Source organism: Kribbella sp. NPDC004875, assembly GCF_042873375.1.
Taxonomy (GTDB): Bacteria; Actinomycetota; Actinomycetes; order Propionibacteriales; family Kribbellaceae; genus Kribbella.
Genome location: NZ_JBIALI010000004.1, coordinates 347930 through 364942, shown reverse-complemented (window position 1 = coordinate 364942; position 17013 = coordinate 347930). Strand labels below are relative to the sequence as shown.

At 67.6% G+C, this 17013-nt stretch carries 8 protein-coding genes; 7 read left to right on the top strand and 1 reads right to left on the bottom strand.

The features are described from left to right. Positions 1-10: 10 nt before the first annotated feature. From ACFYRH_RS24005 to ACFYRH_RS23975, 7 genes are all read left to right on the top strand, one after another. On the top strand, positions 11-3289 hold the full coding sequence (locus ACFYRH_RS24005; RefSeq protein WP_387779281.1) for a LamG-like jellyroll fold domain-containing protein: 3279 nt from the start codon (positions 11-13) through the stop codon (positions 3287-3289). 52 nt (positions 3290-3341) lie between these two features. After that, the gene (locus ACFYRH_RS24000; protein ID WP_387779278.1) at positions 3342-9512 is read left to right on the top strand and encodes an RHS repeat-associated core domain-containing protein; all 6171 of its coding nucleotides are present in this window, start codon (positions 3342-3344) and stop codon (positions 9510-9512) included. A gap of 164 nt (positions 9513-9676) precedes the next feature. Beyond that, positions 9677-11695 (top strand): TRAP transporter permease, encoded by a 2019-nt coding sequence (locus ACFYRH_RS23995; protein ID WP_387780660.1) that lies wholly within the window; start codon positions 9677-9679, stop codon positions 11693-11695. After that, positions 11692-12669, top strand: a complete 978-nt coding sequence (locus tag ACFYRH_RS23990; RefSeq protein ID WP_387779276.1) for a TAXI family TRAP transporter solute-binding subunit — start codon at positions 11692-11694, stop codon at positions 12667-12669. Before ACFYRH_RS23995 ends, ACFYRH_RS23990 begins: the two co-directional genes overlap by 4 nt. 57 nt (positions 12670-12726) lie before the next feature. After that, on the top strand, positions 12727-13719 hold the full coding sequence (locus tag ACFYRH_RS23985; protein ID WP_387779274.1) for a helix-turn-helix domain-containing protein: 993 nt from the start codon (positions 12727-12729) through the stop codon (positions 13717-13719). Positions 13720-13841: 122 nt separating this feature from the next. Continuing rightward, entirely contained in the window at positions 13842-14669 is an 828-nt protein-coding gene (locus tag ACFYRH_RS23980) for an SAM-dependent methyltransferase (RefSeq protein WP_387779271.1), read from the top strand. Positions 14670-14740: 71 nt separating this feature from the next. After that, on the top strand, positions 14741-15520 hold the full coding sequence (locus ACFYRH_RS23975; RefSeq protein WP_387779268.1) for a class I SAM-dependent methyltransferase: 780 nt from the start codon (positions 14741-14743) through the stop codon (positions 15518-15520). On the opposite strand, the gene ACFYRH_RS23970 is transcribed toward ACFYRH_RS23975, so the two are convergent. Further along, complete coding sequence (locus ACFYRH_RS23970; protein WP_387779265.1) at positions 15510-16886, bottom strand: M1 family metallopeptidase; 1377 nt, start codon at positions 16884-16886, stop codon at positions 15510-15512. The two genes, ACFYRH_RS23975 and ACFYRH_RS23970, sit on opposite strands and share 11 nt — an antisense overlap. Positions 16887-17013 lie beyond the last annotated feature (127 nt).

Here is a 17013-nt window from a genome sequence, read left to right as displayed (position 1 = left end):
GGCGGTGGCGATGAGCAGTGTCCTCGCCCTCCTCGGAAGTCTGCTGGTCGTCATGGCTTCGACGCCGGCCGAAGCCGCGACGGTACTGGACGAGGCACAGGCGCGCGATGTCGCCGCCAGGACCGGACGCCAGGCCGAGGTCGACACGCTGACCACCGAGACAGCGCAGGTGTTCGCCAATCCGGACGGTTCGTTCACCCGGCACGAGTCGGCGTTGCCGGTACGGGTACGCGGCTCGTCCGGGTGGGTGCCGGTGGATATGACGTTGCGAGCCAGAACAGACGGAACGGTAGCGCCGGTTGCCGGCCCGCTCGATCTGGCGTTCTCCGGGGGCGGCGATACGCCACTGGTGCGGCTTCGCCGGGACAGCCGTGAGCTGGCTGTCGGCTGGCCGGGCAGCCTGCCCCAGCCGGTGTTGTCCGGCGACACCGCGACGTACCGGGAGGTCTTTCCCGGTGTCGACCTCGTCCTGACTGCCGCGACGACCGGACTGTCGCAGATCCTGGTGGTCAAGAACGCGGCGGCCGCGATGAACCCGGCGCTCGGATCGCTGCCGTATCGCCTGACAGCCAAGGGGCTTGTGGTTCATTCCACGGGAGCCGGTCTGACCGCTACGGATCCGGCCGGCGAGGTCGTGTTCAGTGGACCCGCGCCGTACATGTGGGACTCCTCCGGTCACGGGTCCGCCGTACAGCCCGGTGGCCGGGTCACGGCAGTCGGCGCCCGGGTCGCCGGGGATCAGCTGTCACTCGTGCCGGATCGGGCGATGCTGACCAGCAAGGCCACCCGGTTCCCGGTCTACATCGACCCGTCGTGGTCCGGCGTCAAGCAGGCCTGGACCCAGGTGTGGAGCAACTACCCGACCACGTCGTTCTACAACGGCGCGAACCTCGGCACGTCGGAGAAGGTCGCCCGGGTGGGCTATGACGGTGAGGACAAGAAGCGCACGCGCTCGTTCTTCCAGTTCGACACCACCGGCGTGAAGTACAAGCACATCCTCAAGGCCACCCTGCAGACCTTCTCGAACTGGTCGTGGTCCTGCACGGTGCGCGAGGTGCAGGTGTGGGCGACCAATCCGATCTCCTCGGCGACGACCTGGAAGAACCAGCCGACGTGGGCGTACCAGATGGAGAAGAAGAGCTTCGCGAAGGGCTTCTCGTCGTCCAGCTGCCCAGCCGGCGGCGTCGAGTTCAACGTCACCAGCCAGATCACGAACGCCGCGGCCAACGGCTGGTCCAACGTCACCCAGGGACTTCGGGCGTCGACCGCGGCCGAGAGCAAGAGCGATGCGTACTCGTGGCGGAAGTTCGCCAACAACCCGAGTATCACCATCGACTACAACACGATTCCCGACAACCCCGCCAACCTCACCACGGAAGGCTCGGCGTCGTGTGTGACGGGCTCCGACCGCCTGGTCGTCTCCACGGTGACGCCCACGCTTCGAGCGACTCTGCAAGACGCCGACAACTCGGTCCAGGCGCACTTCGAGTGGTGGGCGGTCGACGGCTCTGCTCCTGCCGGGGAGTACGTCTCGCCGACAGTCGCGGGCGCGACGCCGACGGTGGTGGCGACCTCCGTTCCGTCGGGTGCCTTTGGCAACGGCGCGGTCGGCAAGTGGCGGGTGCGGGCCGAGGACGGCATCGACGTCAGCGCGTGGAGCCCATGGTGTGAGTTCGCCGTGGATGCCACCGTGCCGGAGGCGCCGACGGCGGTGTCGTCGGGGTTCCCGGACAACGGAGCCGGCGACGCGGTGATGGGGACGAGCCTGCCGGTGACGTTCGGCGCGAACGGGGAGTCCGATGTCGTCAGGTACGAGTACGCCCTGAACGGAGCCTCGACTGCGCTGAACCTGACCGCGACGCCGTCGGCGCCGGGTGGCGAGGTGACGGTCTCGGTCGTGCCGGACCGGTACGTGAACTGGGTGCATGTCCGCTCGGTCGATGCCGGGGGCAACCGTTCGGCGGTGGTGACGGCAGTGTTCTACGCCGGCCCGGCGCCCGGGCCGGTCGCGGACTGGGGGCTGGACGAGACCGGTGACGGCACGGTGGCCATCGACTCCGCGCAGGGCGGGCACAGCGCCACCCTGGGTGGCGGCGCGTCCTGGGGCGACGGCCGGCAAGGTGGTGCCCTGACGCTCAACGGCACGACGGGGTACGCCGCGACGACCACGCCGGTCGTCAACACGCTCAACTCGCTGTCCGTGTCGGGCTGGGTGCGGCTGACCGACATCTCGCACAACGCGGTGGTGGCCACCCAGGTCGGGAACCAGGCCGGCGCCTTCACGTTGTACTACTCGAGCTCGTACCGGCGGTGGATCTTCAACCGCACCTCGGCCGACGTCGCCTCGCCGACCTACGTTCGGGCGATCTCCACCACGGTGCCCGCGGCGGACGGCAGGTGGGTGCACCTGACCGGCGTGTACGACGCGCCGAACGCCGAGATCCGGCTCTACGTCAACGGTGTTCTCGAGGCCACGACGCCGTACACCACGCCGTGGAGCGCGGCCGGCTCGTTCCAGATCGGGCGGTCGAAGGTCAACGGCGTCTACGGCGAGTACTGGCCGGGTGATCTGGACCAGATGCAGGTGTACAACCGGGTGTTGCTGCCTGGCGAGATCCAGCAGATCGCCCGTCGCGACGGTCACTGGCTGATGGACGAGAGCTCCGGTACGACGGCCGGGGACGCCGCCGGGGCGCATCCGGCCAGCTGGTCGGCCGCCGGTGTGTCACGGGTGGCCGGCAAGAGCGGCAACGCGGTGCAGCTGAACGGAACCACCGGTGTGTTGACGGCGTCTGGGCCGGCGGTCCGCACCGACGGTAGCTTCACGTTGGCCGCCTGGGTGAAGCCGTCCGCGGTCGGCAAGAACGAAGTCGTGATCAGTCAGGACGGCTCGCAGGTGAGCGGATTCAGCCTGGGATACGTCTGGGACGACATGTACGGCGGTTACCGCTGGTCGGTGTCGATGCCGGTCGCGGACTCGGCGTCGGCGGAGGTGCACTCCGCGGTCAGCCCCTTCGACGAGCCGGTGGCCGGTGGGTGGACGCACGTCGCGGGGGTGTACGACGCGAAGGATCAGACGCTGCGGCTGTACGTGAACGGACAGTTCGCGGCCGAGGCGTATCACCGCAGTGCCTGGAACGCTGCCGGAGCGGCGCGCTTCGGAGCGGCGTGGACGTCGGCCGGCGGTCTCGGTGGCTTCTTCACCGGCGCAATGGACGACGTACAGATGTACTCCGGTGTGCTCACGGATCAGCAGATCGCCGACCTGTACTTGCCGTCCCAGCTGTGACCCACCAGCTCGTGGGAGTAGTTCCGCCCCGCCCAACGAAAGGAGTGGCGCCATGCTGGTGCCGTTCACCGGAATAGTCACGGCTGTCGCGCTCGCCGCCGGCAGCCTGGTCGTCGCGCCCGCCGCGCGGGCCGATGTCGGTACGTCGGATGCGTGGCGGCCCGCGGCGCAGACCGAGTGGTCGGTGCCTGGGCACGATTCCGCGCCCAGGTCGCGGCCGCCCGATCCGAAAGCGGCATCCGTGCTGCACCAACCTCCACAGGTGAGTCGTCCGGAGCCGGGTGCGGCGGAGGTGTCGCTCCCCATCGACGGCACTACTGCGCAGGCCGGCCGCCTGCCGGTTCGGGTCGGTGCGGTTCGGGTCGGTGCGGGCCACGTCCAGGGCGCGGCGCCGACGGCCGTGAGCCGGGTACGCGTTCAGCTGCACGACCGTTCGGCTGCCGAGAAGGTGGGCGCTTCGGGGATGCTGTTCAGCGTCGGTCGCGCCGATCAGGTCGCGAGCAACGGGCAGGTGAAGGTCGAGGTGGACTACTCGGCGTTCCGTTCGGCGTACGGCGGTGACTGGGCAAGCCGCGTGCGCCTGGTGCGGCTGCCTGCGTGTGCGTTGACCACACCAGGCAAGGCGGGGTGCTCGGACGGGCAAGTACTCACGTCCAAGGCGACCGGGGACAACCGGATCGCTACGGAGATCGCCGCGTCGCCAGAGGCGACGGTGCTGGCGTTGTCGTCGGCGCCCGCGGGCAGCGCGGGTAGTTACAAGGCGACTGCGTTGTCGGCGTCGGCGTCGTGGAACGCGGGCGGCTCGTCAGGTGTGTTCACGTGGGCCTACTCGATGGACGGCCCGGACGGTCTCGGCGGCCCGGAACCGGATCTGAATCTCGGCTATTCTTCCGGTGACATCGACGGCCGGGTGGCGTCGACGAACAACCAGTCGTCGTGGGTCGGTGAGGGCTGGGGCCTGGACGAGGGGTTCGTCGAACGGCGGTACACCTCCTGCGCGGACGAGGTAGCGACGGCATCGAAGCCGCAGGACCTGTGCTGGGAGACCGACAACGCCTACCTGGTGTTGGGTGGGACCGCGTCCGAGCTGGTTCGTGACGACGCCACCGGTACCTGGAAACTGCGGGACGACGACGGTTCGCGGCTGGAGCGGTTGACCGGTGGGGTGAACGGCGACAACGACGGCGAGCACTGGCGGCTGACATCGCAGGACGGCACGCAGTACTACTTCGGTCTGAACCGGCTCCCGGGGTGGGCCGCGGGTAACGAGGAGACCGGTTCGGTCTGGACGGCTCCGGTGTTCGGCAACGACGCGGGCGAGCCGTGTCATGGGGCATCGTTCGCGGCGTCGTACTGCACGCAGGCCTGGCGCTGGAACCTGGACTACGTGGTCGACCCGAACGGCAACGCGATGTCGTACTTCTACGGCAGCGAGACGAACTACTACGGCCGGAACCTGACCGCGACCGCCGGCACCCAGTACGTGCGCGGCGGATACCTGAAGCGGATCGACTACGGCCAGCGGTCCACGTCGATGTATTCGGCGCCGGCTCCGATGCGGGTGTCGTTCACGGTGGACGAGCGTTGCGCCGCGGGTGCGACCTGTGGCACCGGCGACATCACGTCGGCCACTGCCGCGAACTGGCCGGACGTGCCGTACGACCAGAACTGTTCGGCGGGTAAGTCGTGCACCGGCTTGTATTCGCCGACGTTCTGGACGCGCAAGCGGCTGACATCGGTGACGACTCAGCTGTGGGTGTCCGGGACGACCTACCGCGATGTCACGTCGTGGGCGTTGGGCTATGAGTTCCGTGACCCGGGTGACGGCACCTCGCCGGCGCTGTGGCTGGCGTCGATCACCGCGACCGGCAAGGTCGGCGGGACCGCGACGCTTCCTTCGGTGTCCTTCCAGGGTGTGCAGCTGGCCAACCGGGTGGACGCCGCGGAAGGGATTCCGCCGATGAACAAATGGCGGTTGACCGACGTGTACGACGAGGCCGGCGGGCACGTCCACGTGAACTACTCGGCGGCGGAGTGTACGGCGGGTTCGTTGCCGGCCCCCGACCAGAACACCAAGCGGTGCTTCCCGCAGTACTGGCAGGCCGACGGGTCGGAGTCGTTGACGCTGGACTGGTTCCACAAGTACGTGCCGATCACGGTGCTCGAGGACGACCAAGCCGGCGTGGCCGGGATCGAGCGCACCGATTACGAGTACGTCGGCGGCGGCGCGTGGCACTACGACGACAACGAGCTGACGCCGGCGAAGTACCGCACGTGGGGAGAGTGGCGCGGCTACAGCCGGGTCCGGGAACTCCACGGCGATCCCGGTGAGACGCGCTCCCAGGAGGAGACGCTCTACCTGCGCGGCATGGACGGCGACAAGCTCGCGGCGGGCGGCACCCGCTCGGTGACCGTCACCGACTCCCTCGGCGGCACCATCACCGATCAGCCCGCGCTGGCCGGGTTCGAACGCGAGTCCCTCACCTACACCGAGGCCGGCGGCAGCGTGCTGGAGGGCGTGATCACCGACCCGTGGATCTCCGCCGCCACCGCCACCCGGGCCACGGTCAACGGAACACTCAAGGCCTACATGGTCGACGAGGGCGCCGAACGAACCCGCGAGGCCCTGTCGTCCGGTGGATGGCGCAACACCGAGACCCGCACCACCTACGACTCGTACGGACTCGAGGTCGAGAAGAACGACCTCGGCGACACCGCCAAGACCGGCGACGAGGAATGCACGCGGACCACGTACGCCCGCAACACCTCGTCGTGGCTGATCGATTTGGAGGCCCGCGAACAGACCGTGTCCGTGGCCTGCACCGTGACACCGTCGTACCCTGCCGACGCGGTGTCGGACGACCTGACCTTCTACGACGGATCCACCACTCTGGGTGCGGCGCCGACGAAGGGCGACGAGACCCTCTCCAAGGAACTCGCCTCCTACTCGGGCACCACGCCGGTCTACACCCAGGAGGGACGCACGACGTACGACTCCTACGGCCGGCCGATCGAGACCTACGACCAGCTGGACCGCAAAACGTCGGCCACCTATACCCCGGCCAGTGGCGCGGCCGTCACCGACGTCACCGTCACCAACCCGGCCGGGCACGTGACCACGAAGACCGTCGAGCCCGGGTTCGGTGAGTCGATCGCCGAGGTCGACCAGAACGGGCGGCGTACCGACACGACGCGGGACCCACTCGGCCGGATCACCGCGGTGTGGCTACCGGACCGGTCCAAGGCGGCCGGGAAAACCCCGAACACCAAGTACTCCTACCTGATCCGCCAGGACGCGCCGTCGGTGATCACCACCGAGGAGATCCGCGACGACGGCACGTACGAGGCCGGCTACGACCTCTTCGACGGGCAGCTGCGCGAACGGCAGACCCAGGACCCAGCGCCTGACGGCGGCCGGGTCGTGACCGACACGTTCTACGACTCACGCGGCCTGGAGGTGAAGTCCAACGGCGCGTACTGGAACAGCGGCACCGCCGGTACGACGCTGCTGACGGGGGTGACCGATGCGGCGGTGCCGGGCCAGGACCTGACCGTCTACGACGGTGCCGAACGCGAAACGGTGGAGATCTTCCGCTCGCACGGGTTCGAGAAGTGGCGCACCACCACCACCTACGGTGGAGACCGCGTCAGCGTGGACCCGCCGGACGGCGACACAGCCACCACGTCCATCACCGATGCCGACGACGCGGTGGTAGAGCTGCGCCAGTACACCGGCGGCTCGCCGACCGGCCCCTACGACACGACCACCTACACCTACAACAACCGTGGCGACATGGTCAGCACGACCGACCCGGCGGGCAACAGCTGGGACACCACCTACGACCTGCGCGGTCGTGTCACCCAACGCGAAGACCCCGACACCGGGACGAGCAGTTTCACCTACGACGACGCCGGTCAGCTGCTCACCAGCACCGACGCGCGCGGCACCACCCTCGCTTACACCTACGACGCCCTGGGCCGCCGCACCGGTATGTACGACGGGTCCACCTCCGGCGCCAAACGTGCACAGTGGACCTACGACACGCTGGTCTCCGGCACCAGCGTCAAGGGCATGCTCGCGACGTCGACCCGCTTCATGAACGGCAACGCGTACACCAAGTCGGTCGACGCCTACGACATCCGGTACCGGCCGCTGACCAGCACGGTCACAATTCCTGCCTCCGAGGGCGAGTTGGCCGGGTCGTACAAGACCAACACCGGCTACACCGCCACCGGGCTGCCGTCGCTGGTGTCGTATCCGGCGGCGGGCGGGCTCGCGGCGGAGACGCTGCGGTACGGCTACGACGTGGCCGGGCGGTTGCAGACCGCGAGCAGTGGTCTCGGCACGATGCTCACCGCGGCGACGTACACCCCTTACGACGAGGTCGCCCAGTCGACCCTGTCCGCCGCGGCCGGCAAACAGCTCGTCCACACCGCGTTCTATGACGACGCGACCCGGAACCTGGACCGCGTCCTCGTCGACCGCTCCACTGCCCCCGAGCACCTGGCGGACGTGAAGTACACCTACGACCCGGCCGGCAACGTCACCAAGATCGCCGACACGCCCCAAGGCGGTACGAGTGATGTCCAGTGCTTCAGCTACGACTACCTGCGCCGGCTGACTGAGGCATGGACACCTGCTGCCGACTGCGCCACCCAGCCCAGCGCCGGCGCGCTGTCCGGACCCGCGCCGTACTGGCAAGGCTGGACCTACGACAAGACCGGCAACCGGCTCAGCGAGACCAACCACGACCCGGTCACCGGCGCCGCCACCACCTCCACCTATACCTATCCCGCCGCTGGAGCATCCCGGCCGCACGCGCTGGCCGGCGTCGCCACCGGCGCCCGGAACGACTCCTTCACCTACGATGCCGCGGGCAACACCACCGCCCGCAACGTCGCCGGGAAGGCTCAGACACTGACCTGGGACGCCGAAGGTAACCTGGCCACCCTCACCGAGAACGGCAAGGCCACCAGCTACCTGTACGACGCCGACGGTGAGCGGCTCATCGCCCGCGACACCGACGGCACCACCCTCTATCTGGAAAATTCCGAGCTCCACCTCAGCCCCACCGGCACGGTGACAGCGACCCGCTTCTACGACCTCGGAAGCACCAGCGCGGTCCGCAACGAGTCGGGTCTCGACTTCACCGTGGCCGACCGCAACGGCACCAACACCCTCTCGGTCAACGCCACGGACCTCAGCCAGGAGCAGCGCCGCTTCACTCCCTTCGGCGTTGCCCGCGGCAACAAACCAGCGAGCTGGCCCGACCAGCACGGCTACGTCGACGGCGTCGACGACCCGACCGGACTCACCCACCTCGGCGCCCGCGAATACGACTCCGCCCGCGGACGCTTCATCTCCACCGACCCCGTCGCCGACTTCGACAACCCGCAACAGCTCAACGGCTACGCGTACGCCGACAACACCCCGATCACGGCCAGCGATCCCGACGGCCAATGGCGCGTCCTCCCCGGCGGCCACTACTGCGACGGCTGCGGCGGCTACAACCACTCCCCCAAGAAAAAGAAGAAGGCCAAGAAACACAAGAAGGCCTCCAAGAGTGCTGCCGCCCATCACTACTGCGATGGCTGCGACTACCAGCGCTACCTCGCGAAGAAGAAGCGGGAGAAGATCGCGGCGGCCAAGCGGGCCGCCAAGAAAGCCGCGGCCAAGAAGGCGCGTGAGAAGGCGGCCAAGCTCAAGAAGAAGAAGGCCAAGAAACACGCCAAGAAGCCCAAGAAGAAGGAACACCGCAAGGCGAAACACCGCCCCAAGAAGAAGGGGAACTCCATCCTCGGCGGCGAGAACTACGCGCTGGTGAAGGTCGCCGGCACCGGCTACGCGGTCTGCCGCTTCATCAGGGGCACCCCGGCGAACACCTGCGCCGTCCTCGGCTCGTCGCTCGCGAAGGGGGAGGCCGACGGCGGCCAGTGGTACGCCGTCAAGTGGTACATCGTCGCCCGTGGCAGCTGGACCCTCTACCGGACCGGCGAGATCTGGAAGAAGGGCGGCGTCACCCCGCGAGGGCAACTCGGCAAGATCAAGGGCGAGTTCAAAGCCGATGGAAGAGCCTTCAGACGAGGCCTCGGCCTGTGGTTCCTCTACGACATGCTCGGCGGCGACACCCGCTCTCCACATCGCAACGACAAACCCAAGCAGAAGACGAAGTGCGTGGTCTCGTGGAAGGTCTGGGGCCACAACGTCTTCAGCATCTGCTGACCCGCCGAGCCCGACGACCAGCGTCGACGACACTTTGTCGTCGACGCTGGTCGTTTGTTGTCCAGCGATTCTTCTTAAGGCGAGGTAAGGATGCGGCGGCCGGGGTTGTGGGGCAGCTGCGAACTGGAGATTCTTTGCGAAAGATCATTCACAGGAGGCCCTTTATGACAACCAGCGCCATATCGGTTGACACCGGCCCCAGCGCAGCGGAGTTGGCTGCTTTCGAGCAGGAAAGGCCGGCACGGAGGCTGAGTCCGGCCCTTGACCGCGCCATCTCGGTGTGCTGCGCATTCATCAGCGTCGGCGTTCTGGTGCAGGTATTCTTTCCAATTCCCGCAGGGACGCAGTTCTACCTGATGCTGTTTCTTGCCGCGGTGTTGCCGGGTGCGCTGCTGTGTTACCGCGGTTGGCGTGTGCCGGCGTTCCTCAACCCGTTCCGCGGAGATCGACGCCGCGACGACCCGCCGGTGACGGACTGGATCCTGGCATCGGTCGCGCTGGTGGTCTCGCTGTATCCGTTGCTGGACTTCGATGCGTTCCTGGAGCGTCGGCAGGCTCCTACGCAGATCGATCTGCTGGCGGGGTCGTTGCTGCTGGTGCTGGCGTTGGAGGCCTGCCGGCGTACGACGGGCTGGGTGTTGCCCGTGGTGAGCCTGTTGTTCATCGCCTACGCCTATTACGGCGGCTATTTGCCGTACACCTGGTCCTTGGCGCACCAAGGTTTCGACTTCTCGGCGATCGTGGCGCAGTTGTTCATGGGTACGGCGGGCTTTTACGGGACGCCGTTGGCGGTCGCGGCAAGTTACATCGTCCTGTTCACGATCTACGGCGCCGTACTGGACGCCTCGGGTGCGGGCAAGTTCTTCATCGACGTGTCGTTCGCGGCTTTCAAGCGCAGCCGCACGGCGCCTGGTCGGACCGTCACACTGGCGGGCTTCCTGCTGGGCACGGTATCCGGTTCCGGTACGGCGACAGCGGTGTCGCTGGGTACGGTCGCGTGGCCGATCCTGCGCCGCGCGGGCTACCCGTCCGAGCCGGCGGGCGGCATGCTGGCAGCGGCCGGTATCGGCGCGATCCTGTCGCCGCCCACGCTCGGCGCGGCGGCGTTCATCATCGCGGAGTACCTCCAGGTGAGCTACCTCGTGGTGCTCGGCTACGCGACGGTCCCGACCGTCCTGTATTACCTCGGCATCTTGCTGGCGATCGAGATGGACGCCCGGCGGCACGGCACGGAAGCGGCCGAGCCGTCGACCCGATCGGCGCGGCGGCTGCTGCTCCGGTTCGGGTACCACTTCGTGTCGCTGTTCCTGATCATCGGCTTCATGGCGATGGACATCCCGCCATTCAAGGCCGTCGTCTACGCCACGTTGCTGCAGATCGGGCTGTCGTTCCTGGACCGTGAGCACCGGTTGACACCACGCCGGCTCGGCCTGGCGCTCGCGCAGGGCACCCGCTCGGTGCTGCCTGTCGTCGCGACCTGTGCCGTCGCCGGCATCATCGTTGCCGTCGTCACCCAAACCGGTCTCGGGCTGAACCTGGCCGAGATCATCGTGTCCGCCGCATCCGCGATCTCCGACAACCACACCGTGGTGCTGATCATGACCGTCACGCTGTCGGCGTTCGCGGTCATGGTGCTCGGGCTGGCGGTGCCGGTCACCGCATCGTTCATCATCGCCGCTGTGGTGATCGCGCCGGCCCTGTTCCAGCTCGGCGTGGCCCCGGCCGAGGCGTACATGTTCATCTTCTACTACGCCGTTCTGTCGGAGGTCTCGCCGCCCACCGCTCTGGCTGCTGTCGCGACGGCGGCGATCACCGGCGGCCGGGCGATCCCGACGATGTCGCAGGCATGGAAGTACACGCTGCCGGCGTTCCTGGTCCCCTTCGCGTTCGTGCTGACGCCGAACGGCGCCAACCTGCTGGGCCTCGAGGGCCTGGGAGGCGCGGCGTGGACGCTGGCGGTCTCGGCGCTCGCCGTCGCCGCGCTGGCGGTGGTCACCGGCGGATGGATCGCCGTCCGGACGGGTCGGCTCGAGCGCCTCCTCTGCTTCCCGGCCGCATTGTTGCTGCTGTATCTCGCACCCGCCACGATCGGCGTCGGCCTGGGGCTGCTCGGGATCGCCGTCGTCATCAACCTCGCACGGCGTCAGCGCCTGCGGGACACCACGGAAGGGCTACCCACATGAGACTCCGTTCTTTGTCCACTCTGGTGGTCGCACTCACGTTGACGGTCTCGATCGCCGCCTGCGGCGGGCAACGCAAGGCCGAGAAGGGTGACGGCGCGGGAGGTGGTCGCCTCACCATCGCCACCGGTAACACCACCGGCGTGTACTACCAGCTCGGCGGTGCCATGGCCGCACTGATCTCGGACAACCTCGAGGGTTACCGCGCCACCGCCAGCGAGACCGGCGCCTCCGTACAGAACATCCAAGGACTGACCGCCGGGAACTACGACATCGCCTTCTCCCTGGCCGACACCGCCGCCGACGCGGTCGCGGGCAAGGACAGTTTCTCCACGCCGCAGGACGTCGTGGCGCTGACCCGGCTGTACTCGAACTACACCCAGGTCGTCGTGCGGACGGCGGCCGGCATCACGAAGATGTCCGATCTGAAGGGAAAGCGAGTCTCCACCGGTTCACCGAACTGCGGCACCGAGGTCATCGCGCGGCGCCTGCTGACCGCCGCCGGCGTCGACCCGGTGAAAGACGTCACTGCCCAGCGGCTCGGCCTGCCCGAGTCGGTGGACGCGATGAAGAGCGGACAGATCGACGCGCTGGTCTGGTCCGGCGGCCTGCCCACCAGCGGCATCACCGACCTCACCACGTCGATGGGCCCCAAGGTCCATTTCATCCCTCTCGGCGACGTGCTGCCCGCCCTGCAGAAGGAACACGGCAAGGTGTACGCCGCGGGCGTGATCCCCGCCGCGGCGTACAAGCAGCCGACCGACACCCAGACGATCATCGTGCCGAACCTGCTGCTGGTACGTAAGGACATGTCGGACGACCTGGCCGGGAAACTCACCAGTCTGCTCCTCCACAACAAACAGGCCCTCGTGCAAGTCAATCCCGCGGCCAAGGGGATCGACCTCGAGAACGCCGCAATGACCGACCCGGTGCCGTTGCACCCGGCCGCGAAGAAGGCCATCGACGCACTCGATTGACGAGCCGTAAGAAGCGACCGCCCAACGCTCTTTGCACCAGAATAAGGTGAGGCCCGGATGTCAACCGCGATTTCGTCCTGTTCGATCGACTCGTGGACGACGGACGACGTCAGACCACCGGAACGTGTCGAGTACTGGATGAGTGTCATCAGCGCGGCAACCCGTTACCGGGTGGATCCGACCTGTTCGCCAGGGACGTTCCGGGGCCGGCTGCTGCGCATCGGCACGGTCTCCTACACGCTCGGCCGGGCGTCGGCCGACTGTGCCCAGGGACATCGAACCGCGGCGATGGCATCCGAGGACCCGCACGACATCCGCACGCTGATGGTGACGATCCGCGGGCAACTGCTGATCAGCCAAGGTGACCAGCAGTTCCGGGTCGGCCCAGGTGGGGCGTTCCTGGCGTCGTCGAACTCGCCGTTCGAAGCGAGGCTCGACCACGCCGACATCGCGCTGCTGACGATCCCCGGGGCGGAGATGGACAACCGCCTGCGCCCCGGGGCCCGCCGGTCGGCATCCCGGGTTCTCGACGTCAACCGCGGTCTGGGCCGGGTCCTCGTGGGCATGTTGAGCGGACTGTTCGCTCAGCGGGCGTACCTGTCGGCAGCCGAGTTCGATGCGGTCTGCGATCGACTCGTCGACCTGCTGTGCATGCTCTCCGTCGGTGACGACCGCCCGGACACCGAGGGCGGCCTGGGCGAGGTCGAAGCGATGGTCAGACGCTACGTGCGAGAGCATGCCACCGACCCAGGGCTGACCGGAGCCACGGTGGCACGAGCCCTGGGCTGGTCGCTGCGGCAGGTTCAGCTGGCCATGCAGCAGGCAGGTACGACGCCCCGGGACCTGATCCGGGAACAACGACTCGCGCTGGTGCACGAACGCCTGCGCAGCCCGGGTCCCATCGTCATCGGCGACCTCGCCCACACCAGCGGTTTCTCCTCCAACAGCGTACTGAGCACCGCTTTCCGTCAGCGTTACGGCATGAGCCCTCGCGAATTCCGAGCCCAATATCTGCTCGACGCCTGCGTCACGACCGTAAGAAACGGCTGACGAATCAGATACTTGGTGAATTTTCGGTCAGTTGTTTCCGACAGGCCGCAGGTGGGCGCGACGTGACTTCCGTCTCCCCTAGGATGACAAAAGGTTCCTCTCCCGACATGAAGGCTGCGCCAATGGCCCCATCAGAAGACCCGGACTACAATCCGGGTTTCGACACCTCCCAGCCGACCATCGCCCGCGTCTACGACGCGCTGCTCGGTGGTAAGGACAACTTCGCTGCCGACCGCGAAGGCGCCGCGCTGTACTTGAAGTACGTGCCGGACGCCGGACGCTGCGCGATCGACAACCGTGCCGCTTTGGTCCGGGGGGTGCACTACCTCGTCCGTCAGGCGGGGATCGACCAGTTCCTGGACATCGGCAGCGGGCTGCCGACCCAGAAGAACACCCACCAGGCGGCGCAGGAGATCAACCCTGACGCGAAGGCGGCGTACGTCGACAACGACCCGATCGTGCTCGCGCACGGCCGCGCTCTGCTCGCGACCAACAACAGCACGATCGTCGTCACCGCCGACCTGCGGGAGCCGCAGTCGATCCTCGACAACGAGGAAATCAAGAACCATCTGGACTTCTCGCGTCCGATCGCGCTGATGATCGTCGGTCTGCACATGCACTTCCACGACGACGAGAAGCCCGACGAATGGGTCCGCACCCTGATGGACGCGCTCGTCCCGGGCAGCTACTTGTTCATCACCGACTTCGTCGACACCGGCGAGCCGCTGCAGAAGTCGATCGAGCGGGCCGGCCTCGAGAGCCTCGGCAACGGCTGGATCCGGACCCCGGAGCGCATCGAGCAGCACTTCCTCGGGATGCCTCTGGTCGAGCCTGGCATCGACTTCCTGGCGCGGTGGTTCCCGGAGGAGCCGGACGCCGACGTTCCGGCCGTGGAGGACCTCGCGGAGTACCAGCGGATCCTGATGGCAGGTATCGCGAAGAAGGTCTGATCGGCGATGGCGCGCAGCCCGCAGGGGCTGCGCGCCGTTGCTGTGTCGATCAGCGTTCTAAGCTCTGCCGTGTGACGGACAGCTTTGATCCCGTGGCGTACAACCGGGCCGCCTGGGACCGCGAGGTGGAGAACAGCAACGAATGGACCCAGCCGGCCGGGCCGGAGGTCATCGCGCGAGCGCGAGCCGGCGATTGGTCCGTCGTACTGATCGGGTACCAGGCAGTGCAGCGCGAGTGGTTCCCGGCTGAACTGGCCGGCGCCGAGGTGCTGTGCCTGGCTTCCGGTGGCGGGCAACAGGGCCCGGTGCTCTCGGCAGCGGGGGCGGCCGTGACGGTCCTGGACAACTCGCCACGGCAACTGGACCGCGACCGGGAGGTCGCCACCCGCGAGGGACTCTCCGTCCGCACCGTGCTCGGCGACATGCGCGACCTGAGCGTGTTCCCCGACGGCAGCTTCGACATCGTCTTCAACCCGGTGTCGAACGTGTTCTGCCCCGAACTCGCACCAGTCTGGCGAGAGTCGTACCGCGTGCTGCGCCCGGGCGGCATTCTGATGGCCGGGTTCCTGAACCCTGACATCTTCATCTTCGATGCTGCGGCCATGGACGAGCGGGGCGAGCTCGTGGTGCGCCACCGGCTTCCGTTCAGCAGCCTTGATCTTTCGGAGGCCGAGCGGGCGCGCTCCTACGGGACGGGCCCGATCGAATACAGCCACTCACTCACCGAGCAGATCGGCGGCCAGCTCGCGGCGGGCTTCACCCTGACGCACTTCGAGGAGGCCCCGCACCACGCGGATGCCACCGCCCAGTACATGCCGGGCTTCTTCGCCACCCGCGCCGTCAAGGCGTGACGGCGGGAAGGGCCGGCTTGCCTGGCTGGTAGAGCCAGGTGTGGAAGAACGCGTCGAGATCGCGGTGTGTCAGGCGCTCGACGAAGCGGATGAAGGTCTGCGTCGAGACGTTGCCGTACCGGTACGTCGCCGGCCATTGCTCGAGGACGCGGAAGAAGGCGCGGTCGCCGATCTTCAGGCGGAGCGCCTGCAACGTCATCGCGCCGCGGTTGTAGACCAGGTCGTCGAAGATGTGGTCGCGGCCCGGGTCGGCCACCGTGCCGGTCCAGTCCTTCTCGTCGGCGTAGGTCTGCGCGAAGGACTTCGCTACCGGGATGCCGTTGAACTTCTCCTGGTAGAGCCACTCCGAGTACGTGGCGAAGCCTTCGTTCAGCCAGATGTCCGACCAGTGCACCGGGGTGAGACTGTCGCCGAACCACTGGTGCCCGAGTTCGTGGGCCAGCAGGTCGCCGTCGACGCGGCTGGTGCTCTGGTCGTACACCGGCCGACTCTGCGTCTCCAGCGCGTAGCCGACGCCGACGTCGGCGAGGATGCCGCCGGTCGAGTCGAACGCGTAACGCCCGTACATCGACTCCTCCCACTGGACGATCTGCGCCGTGGTCTGGTTGAACACCTTGCCCTGACCGGCAACGGTGTCGATCGACTTGCCGATCGCGGTGATGTTCGGGAGGCCGCCGGCGGTGACGCCGCGAGTGACGTCGTACTTCCCGATCGCGAGCATGGCCAGCTCGCTCGCCATCGGCCGGTTCATGTGCCAACGGAAGGTGGTTCGGCCGTCGTGCGTGGTGGTGGGCCCTGGTTCACCGTTGGCCAGCACGGTGAGTCCGCTCGGGACCGTGATCGTCTGGCTGTACGTCGCCTTGTCGTCGGGCGTGTCGTTGACCGGGAAGTACGTCGCCGCTCCGATCGGCTGGTTGAGCGCAACGGCACCGTCCTTGGTGGCGACCCAGCCGGAAACGCCCAGCGCCGGGTCGTCGATCTTCCGCGGAACGCCCGCGTAGGTCACCGAGACGAGGAACCTACTCCCCCGCCGCAGACCGTGTCGTGGAGTGATCACCAATTCCTGTGCACCGCTGCGGGCGAACGACGCGTCGCGCCCGTCGACCAAGAGCTTGCTGATCTGCAACGGTCCCTGGAAATCCAGGTCGAACCGGGACAGGTTCTGCGTGGCCCGGGCAAGGATCGTCGTGGTCGCGCCGATCGCCTTGGTCCTGGGGTCGAACGTCAACGTGATGTCGTAGTGGCTGACGTCATAGCCGCCGTTGCCCATGTCGGGGAAGTACGGATCCCCGGCACCTGGTGCGCCGGGCGAGAAGGCCGGCCCCCTTGCGGGCGCGGCCTGCGCCGTCAGGTTCGGCGCAGCCACCACTCCAACGGCCGCCACTCCGACGGCCGCTGCGCCAACGAGCAACAGAGAACCGAGGCGACGTCCCACAATTCCTCCCCTGGTAGTCCTCCACCGAAAGTAGTCGTTGCTCTCGGCAGAGGTCCAG